At 62.1% G+C, this 17,998-nt stretch carries 17 protein-coding genes; 8 read left to right on the top strand and 9 right to left on the bottom strand.

Features of this window, described 5'->3' with window-relative positions; genetic code table 11:
- From AC5E6N_RS16820 to AC5E6N_RS16810, 3 genes are all read left to right on the top strand, one after another.
- Window positions 1-1,272 (top strand): heme biosynthesis protein HemY (locus AC5E6N_RS16820; protein WP_491748899.1); only part of this gene is annotated, 1,272 nt, incomplete at its 5' end.
- Between the two features lie 117 nt (window positions 1,273-1,389).
- Window positions 1,390-1,857: a tellurite resistance TerB family protein gene (locus AC5E6N_RS16815; protein ID WP_491748898.1), complete on the top strand. Its 468-nt coding sequence runs from the start codon at window positions 1,390-1,392 to the stop codon at window positions 1,855-1,857.
- Entirely contained in the window at window positions 1,857-2,633 is a 777-nt protein-coding gene (locus AC5E6N_RS16810) for a glutamine amidotransferase (RefSeq protein WP_491748897.1), read from the top strand. Before AC5E6N_RS16815 ends, AC5E6N_RS16810 begins: the two co-directional genes overlap by 1 nt.
- A gap of 1 nt (window position 2,634) precedes the next feature.
- Here the strand turns inward: AC5E6N_RS16810 and AC5E6N_RS16805 are convergent, their stop codons facing one another.
- Window positions 2,635-3,873, bottom strand: a complete 1,239-nt coding sequence (locus tag AC5E6N_RS16805; RefSeq protein ID WP_491748896.1) for an MFS transporter — start codon at window positions 3,871-3,873, stop codon at window positions 2,635-2,637.
- 151 nt (window positions 3,874-4,024) lie between these two features.
- Between AC5E6N_RS16805 and AC5E6N_RS16800 the strand changes: the two genes are divergently transcribed.
- The 3 genes from AC5E6N_RS16800 (at window position 4,025) to AC5E6N_RS16790 (ending at window position 6,175) form a co-directional block, all read left to right on the top strand.
- Entirely contained in the window at window positions 4,025-4,315 is a 291-nt protein-coding gene (locus AC5E6N_RS16800; protein ID WP_491748895.1) for a YggT family protein, read from the top strand.
- Window positions 4,316-4,460: 145 nt separating this feature from the next.
- Complete coding sequence (locus AC5E6N_RS16795; RefSeq protein ID WP_491748894.1) at window positions 4,461-4,826, top strand: BlaI/MecI/CopY family transcriptional regulator; 366 nt, start codon at window positions 4,461-4,463, stop codon at window positions 4,824-4,826.
- Window positions 4,823-6,175, top strand: a complete 1,353-nt coding sequence (locus AC5E6N_RS16790) for a peptidoglycan DD-metalloendopeptidase family protein (RefSeq protein ID WP_491748893.1) — start codon at window positions 4,823-4,825, stop codon at window positions 6,173-6,175. The genes AC5E6N_RS16795 and AC5E6N_RS16790 overlap by 4 nt, the downstream gene beginning before the upstream one ends.
- Before the next feature lie 17 nt (window positions 6,176-6,192).
- On the opposite strand, the gene ppa is transcribed toward AC5E6N_RS16790, so the two are convergent.
- From ppa to typA, 4 genes are all read right to left on the bottom strand, one after another.
- Entirely contained in the window at window positions 6,193-6,720 is a 528-nt protein-coding gene (gene ppa, locus AC5E6N_RS16785; RefSeq protein WP_491748892.1) for an inorganic diphosphatase, read from the bottom strand.
- Window positions 6,721-6,821: 101 nt separating this feature from the next.
- Complete coding sequence (locus AC5E6N_RS16780) at window positions 6,822-7,970, bottom strand: hypothetical protein (protein ID WP_491748891.1); 1,149 nt, start codon at window positions 7,968-7,970, stop codon at window positions 6,822-6,824.
- A 100-nt stretch (window positions 7,971-8,070) separates the two neighbouring features.
- A complete protein-coding gene (locus AC5E6N_RS16775; RefSeq protein WP_491689679.1) occupies window positions 8,071-8,577 on the bottom strand; it encodes a GNAT family N-acetyltransferase in 507 nt (168 codons plus the stop codon).
- A 252-nt stretch (window positions 8,578-8,829) separates the two neighbouring features.
- On the bottom strand, window positions 8,830-10,653 hold the full coding sequence (gene typA, locus AC5E6N_RS16770; RefSeq protein WP_491748890.1) for a translational GTPase TypA: 1,824 nt from the start codon (window positions 10,651-10,653) through the stop codon (window positions 8,830-8,832).
- A gap of 423 nt (window positions 10,654-11,076) precedes the next feature.
- Here typA and AC5E6N_RS16765 point away from each other — a divergent pair, with 423 nt between their 5' ends.
- On the top strand, window positions 11,077-12,669 hold the full coding sequence (locus tag AC5E6N_RS16765) for a methyl-accepting chemotaxis protein (protein WP_491748889.1): 1,593 nt from the start codon (window positions 11,077-11,079) through the stop codon (window positions 12,667-12,669).
- On the opposite strand, the gene AC5E6N_RS16760 is transcribed toward AC5E6N_RS16765, so the two are convergent.
- Complete coding sequence (locus AC5E6N_RS16760) at window positions 12,666-14,708, bottom strand: M3 family metallopeptidase (RefSeq protein WP_491748888.1); 2,043 nt, start codon at window positions 14,706-14,708, stop codon at window positions 12,666-12,668. The two genes, AC5E6N_RS16765 and AC5E6N_RS16760, sit on opposite strands and share 4 nt — an antisense overlap.
- A 95-nt stretch (window positions 14,709-14,803) precedes the next feature.
- A complete protein-coding gene (locus tag AC5E6N_RS16755) occupies window positions 14,804-16,021 on the bottom strand; it encodes an argininosuccinate synthase (RefSeq protein ID WP_491748887.1) in 1,218 nt (405 codons plus the stop codon).
- A gap of 130 nt (window positions 16,022-16,151) precedes the next feature.
- Here AC5E6N_RS16755 and AC5E6N_RS16750 point away from each other — a divergent pair, with 130 nt between their 5' ends.
- The gene (locus AC5E6N_RS16750) at window positions 16,152-16,793 is read left to right on the top strand and encodes a LysE family translocator (RefSeq protein WP_491748900.1); all 642 of its coding nucleotides are present in this window, start codon (window positions 16,152-16,154) and stop codon (window positions 16,791-16,793) included.
- Between the two features lie 2 nt (window positions 16,794-16,795).
- Here the strand turns inward: AC5E6N_RS16750 and AC5E6N_RS16745 are convergent, their stop codons facing one another.
- Complete coding sequence (locus AC5E6N_RS16745) at window positions 16,796-17,248, bottom strand: hypothetical protein (RefSeq protein WP_491748886.1); 453 nt, start codon at window positions 17,246-17,248, stop codon at window positions 16,796-16,798.
- A gap of 3 nt (window positions 17,249-17,251) precedes the next feature.
- Window positions 17,252-17,998: 23S rRNA (adenine(2503)-C(2))-methyltransferase RlmN (rlmN, locus tag AC5E6N_RS16740; RefSeq protein ID WP_491748885.1), on the bottom strand; the 747-nt coding region annotated here is incomplete at its 5' end.

The raw sequence follows: 17,998 nt of genomic DNA, 5'->3' as shown, positions 1-17,998 counted from the left end.
GGTTTTCGCTCGTCGGGCGGCGATTGGGACGATGCGATCAGGCTGCTTGAGAAACAGCGTGTCGCCCGCGTTCTGACCAAGGCGCAGGCCGACCGCAAGAAGGCGGTGCTGCTGACGGCCCGCGCCATGCAGAAGCTGGAGGGCGGGGATGTCGCCGGCGCGCGCACGGACGGCATCGAGGCCAACAGGCTTGCGCCGGACCTGGAGCCTGCCGCGCTCGTTGCCGCGCAGGCGCTCTACCGGGAAAACAGCCTGGGCAAGGGTTCGCGGATCCTGGAAAAGACATGGAAGAACGCGCCGCATCCGGATGTGGCGGAGGCCTATATTCGCGCCCGGCCGGGCGATTCGACCCATGACCGGCTGAAAAGGGCGCAGAGGCTGGAGAGTTTCAAGCGAAATCATGTCGAGGCGCTTTATGCGGTGGCGCGCGCGGCGCTTGACGCGCAGGAATTCGCCCTGGCGCGGGAAAAGGCGGAGGCGGCCGTGCGGGTGCGTGCAAGTGAAAGCATATTCCTGCTGCTTGCCGATATCGAGGAAGCCGAGACCGGTGATCAGGGCCGCGTGCGTCACTGGCTGGCGCAGGCGGTGCGGGCGCCGAGAGATCCGGCCTGGACCGCCGACGGTTATGTTTCCGATCACTGGGCGCCCGTTTCGCCGGTGACCGGCAAGCTGGATGCCTTTGAATGGAAAGTGCCGGTGGAGCAGATCACCGGTCCGGTGGAGGATGCCGACGCCCGCCATGCCAACGCCGAACAGGCGCTGAAATCGTTGCCGTCGCTGGCCGCCGCGCCGATTGTCGAAGAGCCGGAGGTCCGGGAGTCTGTTATTGAAATCGAGCCTGAACCGGTATCGGAGGAGCCGCCTGCTGAGCCCGAAAGCGTAAGCCCGGCCGAAAACAAGCCGGAGCCTGAACAGGTGATAACGCTGGAGGTTGCCGAAAAGGAAGAGGCGGAGGAGGCGAAAGCGGAGGCTCCATCATCCGAGCCAGAGAAGGAAGAGCCTGCGGTCAATGGAGAGGATGCTCAGCCTGCCGATACGCCTTCGGAAGAGCCGGTTCCGGCAAAACCCGACATGATCGAGACGGTGGAGAAGGAGCCGGCGGTCGAAAAGGCCGCCAGTGAAGGCGAAACCCACATTGTCACCGATGCGGTCGGTACCGACAAGGACAAGGCGCGCGAGGCTGCCTTCCTTGCCAAACCGCCGGACGATCCGGGTGTCAAGGAAGGGGCCGAGCCCGCCGAGGAGCCGAAGTCCCGCTTCAGGCTGTTTTAGAAAACGAAGACTTGCTCTAAATTGGAATCTGTCGGTCCGCCTTGGCACACGGCATGGTGCGATGCTATTGGCAGTCCTTTCGGCGGGGCATCGACACCTTAACCGGCAGGATCGGTCATGTTTGAGCAGTTTCAGAGATTCATACAGTCGCTCGGCGGCGAAGAGCAAAGCGAGATAACACGCGACGATCCGCGTGTCGCGGCGGCGGCGCTTTTCTTCCACGTGATCGATGCCGACGGTGTCTCCGAGCCTGCCGAACGCGAGAAGCTGAGCGAGCTCCTGGAACAGCAATACGCACTCGACAAGGCCGAATTGCGGAAACTGATCGATGCGGGCAAACAGGCCGAGGATGAGTCAGTCGACTTTTACACATTCACAAGTGTGCTGAAGCGGTCGCTCGATGCCGAACAGAGGGTCAAGTTCATCGAGCTTTTGTGGGAGCTTGTCTATGCCGATGGCGAGCGCCACGAGCTTGAGGACAATGTGGTGTGGCGGGTCGCCGAACTTCTCGGCGTTTCCGACCGCGACCGCGTGCTGATGCGCCAGCGTGTCGCCGCCCGCCTCGGTTCGGGAGAGGATGGCTGATGCTGTTTGATCCCGGCGCCGAGCAGCCCGGACCCAGTCGCATCCTCGTGGTGCTTCACCAGGAAGGGTCGAGTCCCGGCCGGGTGGGCCAGATGCTGCAGCTCGCCGGCTTCGACCTCGACATCAGGCGGCCGGTTCTTGGCGATCCTTTGCCCGAAACGCTCGCGGACCATGCCGGTGCCGTGATCTTCGGCGGGCCGATGAGCGCCAATGACGAAGACGATTTTGTGCGCCGCGAGATAGACTGGCATGCCGTGCCGCTGGCCGAGAACAAGCCCTATCTCGGTATCTGTCTGGGAGCGCAGATGCTGGTGCGCCACCTGGGCGGAACCGTAAAGGGCCACGACGAGGGGCTGACCGAGATCGGCTGGTACCCGTTGCAGGCGACGGCGGACGGCTCGGCACTGATGGGTTGGCCGGACACCGTCTACCAGTTCCACCGCGAAGGCTTCAGCCTGCCCGACGGCGCGCAACTGCTCGCCACGGCGGACGCCTATCCCAATCAGGCCTTCCGCTATGGCCGCAATGCCTGGGGCATCCAGTTTCACGCGGAGCTCACACAGGTGATGATGCAGCGCTGGGTGGTTCATGGTGCCCACCGTTTCGATCTGCCGGGCGCGCAGCGGGGCGCCGACCATCTCAAGGGACGTCTGGTTTACGATGCGCGGCTGCGCTACTGGCTGTCGGAGTTCCTGAGAGCGGTTTTCGGCCGTGAGGTCCCCGGCGAACGATCGCGCGCCGACATGGTGCTGCAGGGTCAATCGGGTTCGACCTGATCTATTCGACCCGGCGCAGGCGCTGGATTTTTCTCAGACCCGGAAACAGGAACGCCCAGAGCCCGGCGACGCCGACCGCGCCGATGCCGCCAAGGGCGACGGCCGGCACGGCGCCGATCAGGGCCGCCATGCCACCGGCGCGGAACTCGCCGAGTTCGTTGGAGGCGCCGATGAACACCATGTTGACGGCACTGACGCGGCCGCGTAGCGCATCGGGCGTCCACAGCTGGATCAGCGTCTGACGCACATAGACGGAGATCATGTCGGCGGCGCCCATGACCGCCAGTGCCAGAATGGACAGCCAGGCGACGGTCGACAGACCGAATACCGTGGTCGCGGCACCAAAAACGCCGACGGCGATGAACATGGCATGGCCGGCGCGGCTCTGAAACGGATGGGCCGTGAGATAGATCGCCATGGCAACCGCACCGACGCCGGGCGCGGCGCGAAGCAATCCAAGGCCCCAGGGGCCGAGTTCCAGAATGTCGCGCGCGAAGACGGGCATCAGGGCGACGGCGCCGCCGAGAAGCACGGCGAACATGTCGAGCGAAATGGCGCCGAGGACGATCTTCTCGCGCCAGATATAGCGAAAGCCGGCGGAAAGGGTTTCCCAGCTCTGATTGTGAACGCCGCGCTGCTGCTTCGGTCTCGCTATCGTGAAAATGAGAACCGAACCGCACAGGAACAAGGCGGTGCTGGTCCAGTAGGGTGTGGCCGCGCCGAGGCCGTAAAGCAGTCCGCCGGCGACCGGACCGAGGATCGTCGCGCTTTGCCAGGACATCGAGTTCCATGCGATGGCGTTCGCGAGATCCTCCTCGGGCACGAGATTGGGTGCGAGCGACGTGGAAGCGGGGGCGAAAAACGCACGCGCCGTTCCGAAAACCAACAGGATCGCGAACACCGGAAGCGGTGAGGTCAGGCCTCGCAGCGTCAGGAAAACCAGCGCGAGCGCGCAAAACAGGGCGACAATCTCGCAGATGCCCATGATCATGCGCCGCCCGAAGCGGTCGGCCACCGCGCCGGTCACCAGAATCAGAAGAAGCGAGGGAAGGAACTGGACCAGCCCGATCAGGCCGAGATCGAAGGGGTCGCGCGTCAGGTCGTAGATCTGCCAGCCCACGGCGACGCTGATGATCTGAATACCGAATGTCGACAGGAAGCGCGCCAGCCAGTAGAGGGTGAACGAACGATGGCGGAATGCGGCGAAGCGCGGGGCCTTGCCGGGTTCGTCAGTCCGCATGGCGGCCGTTTTCATTGATAGCGGGCATTGCGCCTTTATAGGCCGCCGGCCGGAATTGCAAAAGCCAGCAATTGCTCCGATTGCCGGCGAACGGACTTGCCGCGGGCGGGAGCAATGGCTACATAGCGGAAATCACAGATTGGAGACCCGGATGTACGCCCTCTTTTCGACAATTGATCTTGCCCTTGGCATTTATACGTGGATCATCATCGGCAGCGCCATCTTCTCCTGGCTCTATGCCTTCAATGTGGTCAACACGGGCAACCGCTTTGTCGGAATGGTCGGCGAGTTCCTGTACAGGGCGACGGAGCCTGCCCTCAGGCCGATCAAGCGCATCATGCCCGACCTTGGCGGTCTCGACATCTCACCCATCATCCTGCTTCTCATCGTCTTCTTCCTGCGCCGTTTCCTCTGGACCAGCGTCTATCCGATGGTCAACTGACAGGGGCTTTCCCCGACATCGTGTGGCCGGCAGGTGCTCCTGGCCGCCGTGAAAACCAGCCATGACCGGGATGTAACATGAGTTGATTTGACTTCATGTGACAGTTGTCGCGTAGTTGCGACAGATGCCGCAAGGAGCCGAGATCATGCAACCGTCACCAAGCGAACTGCCGCTTTTAAAGGTGCTTTGGGCCAGCGGGGAGCTCAGCGCCCGTGAGTTGCACGAGCAGGTGTCCGGTGAGCTTGGCTGGTCGCTGTCTTCGACACGCAAGACGATCGAACGGATGATCGACAAGGGCCTTGTTACGAGCGACGATCGACACGGCGTCAAGGTCTATCGCGCGGCGGTCGGCAAGGTCTCGACCCTTGCTGCACTGACCCGGCAATTTGCGCGGGCTGTCCTTGAAATCGACGGGCCGCTTCCCGCATCCTCCTTCACGGGGAGCCGTATCCTCACCCCGCAGGAACTTGACGAACTGCAGCGCTTTCTCGATGAGGAGGCGGACAGTTGAGTGTCCTTGCGGCTTGCGTCTTCAGCCTTTTTTGGGGCGCCGTTGTCTGGGTGTTGCCGGCAGCAACCGGCGGCGGTCGTCCGGCTTCGCTCTGGAGTCCGGGCATGCTGTTGGCGGCGATTACAGCTCTTGTCTTCCCCAGCATGATTTTTGCCGCCGGCTGGCAATGGCCGTTGCAAGAGATGTTTGTTGCCGCGCATACGGCAAAAACGGGCGTGGAGCTTCTCGCAATGGCGGACGTTGCGAGCCGGTCCGTCGTGCCGCCAGCTTGGAAAGCGCCGGGGCTGCAGTCGGTTCTCGTTGGACTTTACGTGGCGGGCGTCGCCCTGGCGGTTGCCCGCCAGGCTTTTGCGACCCTTCGTATTTTTCTCATTGTGCGTGGTGCGCGGCATGTGGCCGTAACTCGGGACCGGCGAAAACTGTTGTTGACGGAACGGTCCGTTGCGCCTTTTGCCGTTGGTGGTCCGCCGGCGGCGATTGTCTTGCCCGAGGCGATGCTCGGCGCTCTGCCGCGGGAGCAAATCGATCTGATCGTGGCGCATGAAGAGGCCCATTTGCGCCATCGCGACCCTTTTGTCTCCCAGTGTCTCGCGCTGCTGTGTGCCATCTTCTGGTTCAACCCGTTCCTAAAGGACCTTGTTGGCCGGTGGCGTTGTGCAAGTGAGCTGCGCGCCGACGGCGATGCGCTTAACGGTGCGGATGCCGACGTCCGCAAAGCCTATGCACAGGCGTTGGTCGACGCGCTTCGTGCCTGGTCCAACCCGATTCCGGTCTCATTTACGTCCCGCAACGCTAGGAGTGACAAATTGCGTATCAGAGCCATCATAAAGGGTTTCGAATTCGCCGCGCGCGGCAGGACACGACTGCTTGCCGGCTGCACGGTATTGATGCTGACGGCCGCCGGAACTGCCGGAGCACTGACCGCCAATACGGCCGCATCGACGACCCTGGAGGATTTCATCCCAGGCGGGTGGGTGACGTCCGCCTATGGCGTGAAGCGCAAGAATCTCAGAGTGCATACGGGGATCGACGTCGCCGCCCGCCGGGGGACCGAAATCGTGACACCGACGGATGCGCTGGTCACGCAGGCAACCGATCTCTTCCGCGGCAATCCGCGCTGGGGCAAGGCGGTCGTGCTTGAATTCGACGGCGATGTCGTTGTCTGGCTGACCCATCTCGACAGCTATACGGTCAGCCCCGGAGACAAAGTGACGGCGGGTCAGGTGATCGGCACCGTCGGCAGTACCGGCCAGTCGACCGGGCCGCATGTGCATGTCGAGATGTACAAGAACAACCGGCGTGTCGACCCGGTTACAATCTGGCCGTTCCTGAAAAAGGATGCCCGGTAGCGTGGTTTATGCCGGCGCTATGGCGATGCGCGCGCGACGGATTCCATGATCAGGCGTTTTGCCACGTCGACACCCTGCCAATCGCCTATCTTGACCCATTTGCCGGGCTCAAGATCCTTGTAGTGCTCGAAGAAATGCTCGATCTGCTGCAGGGTGATGTCGGGCATATCGCTGAAATTGAGAACCTTGTCATAGCGCTTGGTCAGGCGCGAGGACGGGACGGCGATGATCTTTTCGTCCTGGCCCGCATTGTCCTCCATGATCAGGACGCCGATCGGCCGCGCATTGATCACGCAGCCCGGCACCAGCGGGCGCGTGTTGCAGACCAGAACGTCGATGGGATCGCCGTCCTCGGAGAGCGTATGGGGCACGAAGCCGTAATTGCCGGGATAGGCCATCGGCGTGTAGAGGAAACGGTCAACGACCAGCGTGCCGGCTTCCTTGTCCATTTCGTATTTGATCGGCTGTCCGCCGACCGGAACCTCGATGATGACGTTGACGTCATCCGGCGGGGTGTCGCCGATGCTCACTGCGTCGATGCGCATAATTTATCCTGTGTTTCAGCGTTTGCGGCGGGGATAACGTTTTGCGCGCTGCAGCGCAACATGCCTTTGGTCTGAAGCGGCTTTGCGCCGCGAGGTTCGCTCTACCCCGTCTCTTCCTGCTGCGCGGGGGATTGGGAGAAGAACACGGCCCGGCGCTCCTTGCCGAAGATGGCAATCAGAACCAGGGCGAGTGTGATCAGATAGGCAAAGTAAAAGCGTGAATCGTAAAGCGGGAATACGATGAATTTGGCCGGTATCGTCACAAGCAGCGATGTCAGCGCGACGGTTTCGCGCCGCGTGATCTTATAGTCGTTCCGCAGCATCAGGGCGAGGGCAAACACCATCGTCAAGAGAACGGCCAGCCATTGCTGCTCGACCAGCGTGCGCACGACGGTCTGAACCACGATCTGGAGATAGACGAGGATCGAGAAAGGCGGATCGAAGCCTTCCAGCGTGGGCACATATTCAACATTTGTGAACCACATCTGGATCCACCAGCCGGGGTGCTCGCCGGTTCGCGATATGGAGATATAGGCGGCAAGCCCCGCGATGAAGCTCAAAATGACGCCCTTGCTGATCGGCCTGATGGCGATGGACATGACCGCGAAGACACCGACAAGGGCAAGATGGTCGGGCCGGGCCAGAACCGCCAGGAACAGCGCGATCCCGGCGCTCAGCCCCCGGTCCTGAGTGTATAGCAGGACCCCGGCAACCACGAAGACGGAAGAAAACAGATCGGGTGTGACGTAGCGGGCGGCGTCGCCAAAGCCGCAGGCCATCAGCGCGATAATCGCCAGCGGAGCGTAGGGCAGGCAGCGCTGATCGTGCAGCCAAAGCAGTATCAGCAGTCCGAGCGCCGCGGCCGATATGGCCGATACCCAGCGCAAAGCGGTCACCGCGTCCGTCGTGCCGGTCAGAAGCTCCGCGAATTCGATGTACAGCATCTTGACCCGGTAGAAGCCGAGCATGGTGATGAAGGCATCCGGATCGGTGTGCTGGGCAATGCGATAGGGCCGGTCGGCGGTCAGGACGAGGAATTCGCCATCACTGATGCTGCGGCGCACCAGATCATAGGTCGCACCGTGCAGCTCGTGACCCAGATAGCCGTTGTTTTCCAGTACGGAAGCCACATAGGCGATCATGTCCCAGTTCGAGAGCGGAAACACCAGGGCCACGGCGCAGATTGTCGCGACGTATAAAATAAGCAGAAATCCGCCTGCAAGATCTGCGGGCTGTCTGAAAACGCGCAACAACCGATGTTCCCCCTCGAAAACCGCGCTGAACCGGATGGTGCAATTGTGCACAATACCGCCGCCGGGCAAAGCCTTTTCGGGATGTCTTTTTGCCGGCCTAAGGCCAGACGAATGCGATTTTTTTCAGCGGGTGCTTGTCGAAAGTCTCGGAGCCTTCGGCAATGTCGATGCCGCCGAGCGCCGAGTAGAAGTTCACGGCCCGGTCGTTTTCCTCCAGCGTCCAGACCACGAGCCCCTTGCATCCGAGCGATCCGAGCAGGCGCCGGGCTTCGTTGAAGAGGCGGCTTCCCAGGCCGATGCCCTGATATTCGGGCCGAAGATAGAGTTCGTAAATCTCGCCTTCCTGCGGCAGCGAGCGCGCGCGGTTGAGGCCGAGGGTGGCGTAGCCGGCGATGGTGTCTTCCACTTCGAGAACGAGAATGCTGGTCGAGCCGCGAATGGCGCGCTGCCACCAGGAGTGCCCGCGCCTCTCAACCATGGACATCAGCGTACGATAGGGGATCAGTCCGGAATAGGCGTGCTGCCAAGCGGCGCGATGGGTCTCGGAGATCGCGACCGCGTCACCGGGTTCCGCCCGTCTTACATCCACTGCCAGCGTCGTCATGACCAATCCTAACTCTTCCTGCACAACGGGCGTAAGGGCGCCGGGCGTCATGCCGGGCCTTGCCCACAGAATTAAACTCTCTGGTCAAAAACGAGATTAACGGAATGTTAATCCACGGGGCAAGTGCCGAGCGGGAAACTGGTGAATTTCTTCCCGGATATTGTGGTTTTGTTCACACAGCCCTGCCACCTGGCCATGTTTTTCCTCAACAACCGGGTTCCGGCCCGCCGGCGGCGGGACGACAGACATCGCCTATGCCACGTCGGCGCGCGATTTTTCGAACCGTTTGCGTTCGTGCGGGTCGAGATAGAGCTTGCGCAGGCGGATGGATTTCGGCGTGACCTCGACCAGCTCGTCGTCCTGGATCCATGACAGGGCCCGTTCCAGCGTCATGCGGATCGGCGGTGTCAGCTTGACGGTCTCATCCTTGCCGGCAGCCCGGATATTGGTGAGTTTCTTGCCCTTCAGGACGTTGACCTCAAGATCGTTGTCCCGCGTGTGGATGCCGACGATCATGCCCCCATAGACCTTTTCGCCGGCGTCGATGACCATCGGCCCGCGGTCCTCCAGGTTGAAGAGGGCATAGGCAACGGCTTCGCCGGCCTCATTGGCGAGCAATACGCCGTTCGACCGGCCTCCGATTTCGCCCTTGTAGGGCTGATAATCATGGAACAGGCGGTTCATGACGGCCGTGCCGCGCGTATCGGTGAGCAGCTCGGACTGGTAACCGATCAGCCCGCGCGTCGGCGCCAGGAAAACCAGCCTGACCCGGTTTCCGCCGGACGGACGCAGCTCGGTCATTTCGGCCTTGCGCTCCGACATCTTCTGCACCACGACGCCGGAATGCTCTTCGTCGACGTCGATCACCACCTCTTCGACCGGCTCGAGCAGCGCGCCGGCATCGTCCTTCTGCATGACGACCCGCGGACGGGAAACGGCAAGTTCGAAGCCCTCCCGGCGCATGGTTTCGATCAGCACGGCGAGCTGCAGTTCGCCGCGGCCCGAAACATGGAAGCTGTCCTTGTCCTCGGCTTCCTCGATGTGCAGCGCGACATTGCCTTCCGCCTCCTTGAGGAGCCGCTCGCGGATGACGCGGCTCGTGACCTTGTCTCCCTCGGTTCCGGCCAGCGGTGAATCGTTGACGATAAAGGACATCGTCACGGTCGGCGGGTCGATCGGCTGGGCCTGAAGCGGCTCATCCACGTCCGGCGCGCAGAAGGTGTCGGCCACCGTCCCCTTGGTGAGGCCGGCAATGGCGACGATGTCGCCGGCCTTTCCCTCGTCGATCGGCTGACGCTCGATGCCGCGGAAGGCCAGGATCTTCGACACGCGGCCCTGCTCCAGAAGCGCGCCGTCGCGGTCGATGACCTTGAGCGGTTGGTTGGGCTTGACGCTGCCGGAATGAATGCGGCCGGTGATGATCCGCCCGAGAAAGGGATTGGCCTCGAGGATCGTCCCGATCATGCTGAATTCACCGTCCGCCACCGTGGGGTCCGGGACGTGGTCGACAATGAGGTCGAAAAGCGGCTTCAGGCCGCCATCGGCCGGGCCTTCCGGATCGGCGCTCATCCAGCCGTCGCGGCCCGAACCGTAGAGGATCGGGAAATCCAGCTGTTCGTCGTCGGCGTCCAGCGCGGCGAAGAGGTCGAACACCTCATTGACCACCTCGTCCGCCCGGGCATCGGGCCGGTCCACCTTGTTGACGGCGACAATGGGCCGGAGGCCGACCTTCAGCGCCTTGCCGACGACAAATTTGGTTTGCGGCATCGGGCCTTCCGCCGCGTCGACAAGGACGATGGCGCCGTCGACCATGCTGAGGATGCGCTCGACTTCGCCGCCGAAATCGGCGTGACCGGGCGTGTCGACGATGTTGATGCGCACATCGTTCCAGACGACCGAGGTCGCCTTGGCGAGGATCGTGATGCCGCGCTCTTTCTCCAGTTCGTTGGAGTCCATGACGCGCTCGGCGACGCGCTGGTTCTCGCGGAAGGCGCCCGATTGTTTCAACAATTCGTCGACAAGCGTCGTTTTCCCATGATCGACATGGGCGATGATCGCGATATTGCGCAATGACATGAGTTCTACCCGGGGGTTTGCCGTCTGACGGCCCTTCACTGTTGCTGCGCTCATACAGGGTTTTGTGCGTCCGCGAAAGGGGCAAGCGCAGCAACGCAACGGCTACCCGGCCCGGTGCCTGAGCGATCATTTGTCGCAGGCAACCGCGGTCGGCAACCGCGCATTTAAACTCATGGTTAATGATTTGGGCGCAGAAAGTCGGCGGTTGCAATTCACTTGCCGGGATGACCCGGCGCCAATTTCTGGCATGCCGAGTTCATGACGATGTCGGTATGCCCTGTCCATTTTGGGGCGGGACAGCGTTGCAGCGGTTTTATCCAGATCGGTTCATGCGCGGGTCGATTTCGGCCGCGTAAGGCGCTTTGCGGTTTTTGATGGGAAGACGCGTCGACGCATCCCGAACAGATACGGGGAGCATTTGCCATGCAGGATTCGGCAGACGGAATAGATATCGCGGCGCGTATGGACTTCATGGGGTTGGATGACGGCAGAGTGGGGCTGATAAAGGCCCTGAAGCCTGTTATCGAGCGCGCGCTGCCGGTCGGCCTTGACCGGCTCTACGAAAAGATCCGGGAAACACCCCAGACCGGCGGCTTCTTTTCCTCCGATGCGCATATGGATCGCGCCCGCGGGTCGCAGGCCGAGCACTGGTCACGCATTTCCAGCGGCCAGTTCGATGACGCCTATCTCGCACAGGTCGAGCGTATCGGCGCGGCCCATGCCCGCATCGGTCTCGATCCGCAATGGTATGTGGGCGCCTATGCGATCGTCATCGAAGAGCTTCTTGCCGCCGTCATAAGCGAACACTGGCCGCCTTTCGCCGGCCGGCGAAAGGCGGCCATGGAGGATGTCTGTCAGGCGGTTGTCAGCCTTGTCAAGGCGGTCTTCCTGGATATGGACCTGACGCTCTCGGTCATCGCACGGGTCGCCGAGGAGGAAAAGCTGAAGGTTCAGGAGGAAGCCATAACCGGAGAAAGGCAGCTGGTGTGCAGCGTCTTCGGAAAAGCGCTTGAAAACCTTGCGGCAAAGGACCTTTCGTACCGGATAGGCGATGACGTGCCCGGTGCCTACGATGCGCTGAAAGGGGACTTCAACGGATCGGCCGACGCGCTGATGGCGGCCATGCGGCAGGTCGGGACCGATGCCGGATCGATCATGAACAGTTCCAACGAGGTCCGGGTCTCGTCAGATGCCCTGTCGCAACGCACCGAGCAGCAGGCGGCCTCGGTGGAGGAAACAGCTGCTGCCGTGGAAGAGATAACCACGACCGTCAAATCCACGGAAGAGCGGGCCGAGGAGGCGAGGCAACTGGTGGAAAGGGCGCAGCGCGCGGCGGAAGACTCCAGCACGGTGGTCAACAACGCCGTTTCGGCGATGGCCGAGATAGAGGATTCCTCAGGTCAGATCGCCGATATTATCGGGGTCATCGACGATATCGCGTTCCAGACGAACCTGCTGGCCCTGAATGCCGGCGTCGAGGCCGCCCGCGCCGGAGAATCGGGCAGGGGATTTGCCGTTGTCGCGCAGGAGGTGCGTGAGCTTGCGCAAAGATCGGCAACGGCCGCGCGGGAAATCAAGCAGCTCATCACCACGTCGGGCGAACAGGTCAAGTCCGGTGTCGTGCTGGTCAACCAGGCGGGTGAGGCTCTCAACGCCATTGCCGGACAGGTGCACGAGATCGACCAGCATGTCGCGACGATCGTGAAGATTTCACGTGAGCAGTCATCCGGCCTTGAGGAGATCAATCAGGCGGTGGCTTCGATCGACACCGGGACGCAGCAAAATGCAGCCATGGTGGAAGAGTCGACCGCCGTCAGCCACGAATTGGAGAAGGACGCATCGTCGCTCGCCGCGCTGCTCGGACAATTCAAGGTTGGAGAGGATGTGAACGGCCCGCCGCGCGCAAGCGTGGACGCGCCGCCGTGCACACCCGCGCCCGCGCCGCAAAGGAAAGCGGCGGTTGCTCTGACGGAGGGGTCCGCGGCGGTTGCCGAAGAGAACTGGGCCGAGTTCTAAACCGCGGCAAGTCCCTTCTTCTTCAGCATGGCGTCGGCGTCCGGCATTTTTCCCCGGAAGGCGAGATAGGTCTCTTCGGGATCGATGCCGCCGCCGGCGGAGTAGATGTGCCGGTGAAGTTTGGCTGCGGTGTCCCCGTCGAACACGTCTCCGGTCTCCTCGAAGGCGCTGAAGGCGTCGGCGTCGAGAACCTCGGACCACATGTAGGAATAATAGCCCGCCGAGTAACCGTCGCCGGAGAACACATGCAGGAAATGCGGTGTGCGGTGGCGCATGGCGATGGCCTTCGGCATGCCGAGCTCGACAAGTTTTTCCTGTTCAAACTGGAGCGGATCCTCGATGTCGCCGCAGGTATGGAACGCCATGTCGACCAGGGCGGAGGCCGTGTATTCGATCGCCGCGAAGCCGCCATTGAAGTTTCGCGCCGCCAGAACCTTTTCGAGGAGCTCCTGCGGGATGGTTTCTCCGGTGTCGTGGTGCACGGCGTAGCGCTGCAGGATCTCCGGCACGGTCAGCCAGTGCTCATAGAGCTGCGAGGGCAGTTCGACAAAATCGCGTGAGACCGACGTGCCCGAAACGGAGGGGTGATCGACCTGCGACAGAAGGCCGTGAAGAGCATGGCCGAATTCATGGAAGAGCGTGCGCGCGTCGTCGAGCGACAGCAGCGCCGGTTTGCCTTCCGGAGGCCTGGCGAAATTCATCACGTTGTAAACGATCGGCGCCTGGCCGTCGCCGAGACGGTGCTGTGACTGAAAGCTGCTCATCCAGGCGCCGGAGCGCTTGCTGGGGCGGGCGAAATAGTCTCCAAGGAAAAGGCCGATGCGTTTGCCGCTCGCGTCGGAAATCTCGAACACCCGGACATCCGGATGATAGGCCTCGATATCGGGACGCGCCGCCGCGGTCAGGCCGAACAGGCGGTTGGCGACGTCAAAACAGGCCTCGATGATGTTTTCGAGCTGCAGATAGGGTTTCAGCTCGGCCTCGGAAAAGTCGAACGTCCTGGCGCGCAGCTTTTCCGCGTAGTGACGCCAGTCCCAGGCCGCGACGCAGTGGTTGCGCCCTTCCTCCGAAATCAGCGCGGCGATTTCGTCTTCTTCCTTGCGCGCCCGCAGCAGCGCACGGTCCCAGACCTTCATCAGCAGCGCGTTGACGGCTTCAGGTGTCTTGGCCATCGTATCGTCGAGTTTCAGCTCGGCGAAATTGGCGTAGCCGAGCAGGCGGGCTTTTTGCGATCTCAGGTCAAGAATGCGCGATACGAGGCCGGCATTGTCGGTCTCGCCGCCATTGTCACCGCGCGAGACCCAAGCGGTGAAGGCCTGTTCCCGAAGATCGCGGCGCTCCGAGAAGGTCAGGAACGGCTCGATGATGGAACGCGAAAGCGTCACGGCGAACGGCTCCGAAAGGTCGCGCTCACGCGCTGCCGCGGCCATGGCGTCGCGGAGGAAATCGGGAATGCCTTCAAGGTCGCTTTGCGAGGAGAGGCCGAGGAACCACGATTTTTCGTCGGCGAGAACGTTCTGGCTGAACCGGGTGCCAAGGCCCGCCAGTTCCTCGTTGATGGCGGCAAGCCGCGACTGGTCGTCTGGCTTGAGCTTCGCGCCGGCGCGCACGAAGCCTTTCCAATGACGTTCGAGGACGCGCGCGGCCTCGGCGTCGAGCCCCAGTTCAGCGCGGCTTTCCCATAAATTGTCAATGCGCGCGAAAAGGCCCGCATTCATCGCGATCGAGGAATAATGCCGCGCGAGCTTCGGTGCGATGTCACGCTCAAGGGCCTGGATCGTTTCATTGCTGTGAGCGCCTGCCCGGTTCCAGAACAGCGCCGAGACCCGGTCCAACGCGTCGCCGGAGGTCTCGAGGGCGACAATGGTGTTGAAAAAATCCGATGGTGAGGGATCGCCGGCGATACGCTCGATCTCGGCGCCGTGGCGCGTAAGCGCCTCTTCGAAGGCCGCCCTCAGATCGCCATCGTCAATGTCCGCGAAATCCGGCAGGCCCGCCGGTCCGGTCCAGTCGAAGACCCGGGAGTTGATTTCACCCATGACCTATCCCCTTTGCAAAGGTAGGATGCGATGTAGGCGGCGGTCCGGCCCGATACAAGGGCCGGGATAAAAAGTGTGATCGGGCTCTCGCGGGCCTATCGGCCGCGTGCGGCCAGCGTGCGCAGCCTCAGCGCGTTGAGTTTGATGAAGCCGGCGGCGTCCTTCTGGTCGTAAGCGCCCCGGTCGTCCTCGAAGGTGACGAGTTGGTCGGAATAAAGGGATTTTTCCGATTCCCGGCCGGTCACGATGACATTGCCCTTGTAGAGCTTGAGCCGCACCTTGCCCTCGACATCCTTCTGGCTGTGATCGATCGCCGCCTGCAGCATTTCCCGCTCCGGCGAGAACCAGAAGCCGTTATAGATCAGCTCGGCGTAGCGTGGCATGAGCTCGTCTTTGAGATGGGCCGCGCCGCGATCGAGCGTGATCGATTCCATCGCACGATGGGCCGATAGCAGGATGGTGCCGCCGGGGGTTTCGTAGACACCGCGCGACTTCATGCCGACAAAGCGGTTCTCGACCAGATCGAGGCGGCCGACGCCGTTGTCGCCGCCATAATCGTTGAGACGGGCGAAAAGCGTCGCCGCCGACATACGCTCGCCATTGAGCGCAATCGGGTCCCCGTCGGCAAATTCGATTTCGATGTCGGTCGCGGCATCCGGTGCGTCCAGCGGCGAGACGGTGCGCTGATAGACATAGGCCGGCGGCTCGTCCCACGGGTCTTCCAGCACTTTTCCTTCCGAGGAGGAATGCAGCATGTTCGCGTCGACGGAGAAGGGCGCCTCGCCGCGCTTGTCCTTGGGGATGGGTATCTGGTGCTTTTCGGCAAAATCGATCAGGTCGGTGCGCGATTTGAACGACCAGTCGCGCCACGGCGCGATGATCTTGATGTCCGGATTGAGCGCATAGGCGGCCAGTTCGAAGCGCACCTGATCGTTGCCCTTGCCGGTTGCGCCGTGAGCGATCGCGTCGGCGCCGGTCTCCCGCGCGATCTCAATCAGGCGTTTCGAGATGAGCGGCCGGGCAATCGAGGTTCCGAGCAGGTAGACGCCTTCATAGGCGGCATTGGCCCGGAACATCGGAAAGACGAAATCGGTGATGAATTCCTCGCGCAGATCCTCGATATAGATTTCGCGGATGCCCATCATTTCCGCCTTCTTGCGCGCCGGCTCCAGCTCGTCGCCCTGGCCGAGATCGGCGGTGAAGGTGACCACCTCCGCTTCAAATTCGGTCTGCAGCCATTTGAGGATGATGGAGGTATCCAGCCCGCCCGAATAGGCAAGGACGACCTTTTTCACATCTGTGGGAATGCTCATCGTCGTGTCCGTATTGATCAAATTGGTGCTGGCGCCGCTGCTGCGTTCGGCTATGATCGCAGCGGCCGTCGTGCGCCTCTTTACAGGGTGTACCGGCGGCAATCAATTGCACTTGAAGAAATGGCCCGGCATGGATTTTGTTCCCGATTTTCCCGTCATTGCCGCTTTCACTGTCGCCGGCGTCCTGCTGGCGATTACACCGGGTCCGGATATGACCCTGTTTCTCGGACGGGCGCTTGCCGAAGGGCGGGCCGCGGCGATCGCGGTTATCGCCGGCACGCTGACCGGCGTCGTCGTTCACACGGTGCTTGTGGCATTCGGTGTTTCGGCGCTCGTCGTCGCCTCGCCGACGGCCTTCATGCTCTTGAAAACCGGCGGCGCGGCCTATCTCTTCTGGCTCGCCGTGCAGGCGATAAGGAGCGGGTCGACCTTCCGCCTCGCAGAGCCGATCGACAAAAGGCGTTCGCTGATGGCCAATTGGAGCCACGGGCTTCTGGTCAATCTGCTCAATCCGAAAATCATCATCTTCTTCATGACGTTCCTGCCGCAATTCGTGTCGGCGGACGATCCCGACATCCGCGGCAAGCTGCTTTTCCTCGGCCTCTATTTCAATGCGATATCGCTGCCGCTGCTGATCGCCATGGTGTTTGCGGCGCACAGGCTGGCCGGCTGGCTCAAGGGCAACCGCCGCGTCATGCGGTCGCTGGACTATTGTTTTGCCGGTGTGTTTTCAATTTTCGCGGTCCGCATCCTGCTGACACAGGACCGCTGAATTCACCTTTGTTGCGGCAGCCAGTTACCGGCGCCGCGGCCGGCGACGGCCCAGTAGGCCAGCCCGCCGAGCATGCCGGCGGCGACATTCATGAAGAAGAAATCAAAGCCGCTTCCCGCCGGGCCCGACCGTAAGAGCATCACAATCAAAGGTGCGATCGCCGCCATGGCGCCGCCGCACAGCGCGTAAAACAGCCAGTCGCGGCGCCGCGTGAATTCGCTGTAGAGGATCACCAGGATAGACGGGAAGAAGGCGATGTAGCCGGTCATGCTGGAAAAGAACAGCGCGGCAATGAAAAGACCGGCACGAAAGCCGCCGTCGGATATCTGGCTGACCTGCTCAAGCGTGACAACAAGGGTGAGGAGCGCCAGCGATGTTCCGGCCACTACCGAGGCAGCGATAAAACCCGCCGTTATCAGGACGAGGCGCAAGAACAGCCGGGTGAAGCGGTCCATGGATCAGGCCTCGCCGTGACCCGCGATCATCATGGCTTCCAGCGCCAGACGCTCGGTCTTGCGCAAGCGTTCGGATTCCGATTTGAGCTGTCCGCAGGCGGCGAGGATATCGCGGCCGCGGGGCGTTCTGATCGGCGAGGCGTAGCCGGCCCTGTTGATGAAATCGGCGAACCGTTCGATATGGTCCCAGTCCGAGCATTCATAGGCGCTGCCGGGCCACGGATTGAACGGGATCAGGTTGATCTTGGCCGGTATGCCCTTGAGCAGCCGGACCAGATCGCGGGCATCTTCCAGCGTATCGTTGATGCCCTTGAGCATGACATATTCGAAGGTGATCCGGCGGGCGTTCGACAGTCCCGGATAGTCGCGGCAGGCCTGGATCAGTTGGGCGATCGGGTATTTCCTGTTGATGGGCACGAGTTCGTCGCGCAGGTCGTCGCGCACGGCGTGCAGGGAAATGGCCAGCATGACGCCGATTTCCTCGCCGGTCCGGTAGATTTCCGGCACGACGCCCGAGGTGGACAGGGTGATGCGCCGCTTCGACAGCGAAAGCCCCTCATTGTCCGAGGCGATCAGCAGCGCCTTTTTCAAATTGTCGAAATTGTAGAGCGGCTCGCCCATGCCCATCATGACGATGTTGGAGACCTTGCGCCCTTCGGCCGGCACGATGGCGCCCTGCGGCGTGTCCTTGTCGGGAAAGTCGCCGAGCCGGTCGCGCGCAAGCAGAAGCTGGGACAGGATTTCCTCGGC

This window comes from Hoeflea sp. (assembly GCF_984452065.1).
The sequence above is the reverse complement of the archived record's forward strand: the minus strand, read 5'-3'. Positions and strand labels throughout refer to the sequence as shown.

Bases quoted from the DNA above. Each gene is read 5' to 3' on its own strand.
- AC5E6N_RS16815 (WP_491748898.1), top strand. From the start codon at position 1,390: ATGTTTGAGCAGTTTCAGAGATTCATACAGTCGCTCGGCGGCGAAGAG.
- AC5E6N_RS16810 (WP_491748897.1), top strand. From the start codon at position 1,857: ATGCTGTTTGATCCCGGCGCCGAGCAGCCCGGACCCAGTCGCATCCTC.
- AC5E6N_RS16805 (WP_491748896.1), bottom strand. From the start codon at position 3,873: ATGCGGACTGACGAACCCGGCAAGGCCCCGCGCTTCGCCGCATTCCGC.
- AC5E6N_RS16800 (WP_491748895.1), top strand. From the start codon at position 4,025: ATGTACGCCCTCTTTTCGACAATTGATCTTGCCCTTGGCATTTATACG.
- AC5E6N_RS16795 (WP_491748894.1), top strand. From the start codon at position 4,461: ATGCAACCGTCACCAAGCGAACTGCCGCTTTTAAAGGTGCTTTGGGCC.
- ppa (WP_491748892.1), bottom strand. From the start codon at position 6,720: ATGCGCATCGACGCAGTGAGCATCGGCGACACCCCGCCGGATGACGTC.
- AC5E6N_RS16775 (WP_491689679.1), bottom strand. From the start codon at position 8,577: ATGACGACGCTGGCAGTGGATGTAAGACGGGCGGAACCCGGTGACGCG.
- typA (WP_491748890.1), bottom strand. From the start codon at position 10,653: ATGTCATTGCGCAATATCGCGATCATCGCCCATGTCGATCATGGGAAA.
- AC5E6N_RS16765 (WP_491748889.1), top strand. From the start codon at position 11,077: ATGCAGGATTCGGCAGACGGAATAGATATCGCGGCGCGTATGGACTTC.
- AC5E6N_RS16760 (WP_491748888.1), bottom strand. From the start codon at position 14,708: ATGGGTGAAATCAACTCCCGGGTCTTCGACTGGACCGGACCGGCGGGC.
- AC5E6N_RS16755 (WP_491748887.1), bottom strand. From the start codon at position 16,021: ATGAGCATTCCCACAGATGTGAAAAAGGTCGTCCTTGCCTATTCGGGC.
- AC5E6N_RS16750 (WP_491748900.1), top strand. From the start codon at position 16,152: ATGGATTTTGTTCCCGATTTTCCCGTCATTGCCGCTTTCACTGTCGCC.
- AC5E6N_RS16745 (WP_491748886.1), bottom strand. From the start codon at position 17,248: ATGGACCGCTTCACCCGGCTGTTCTTGCGCCTCGTCCTGATAACGGCG.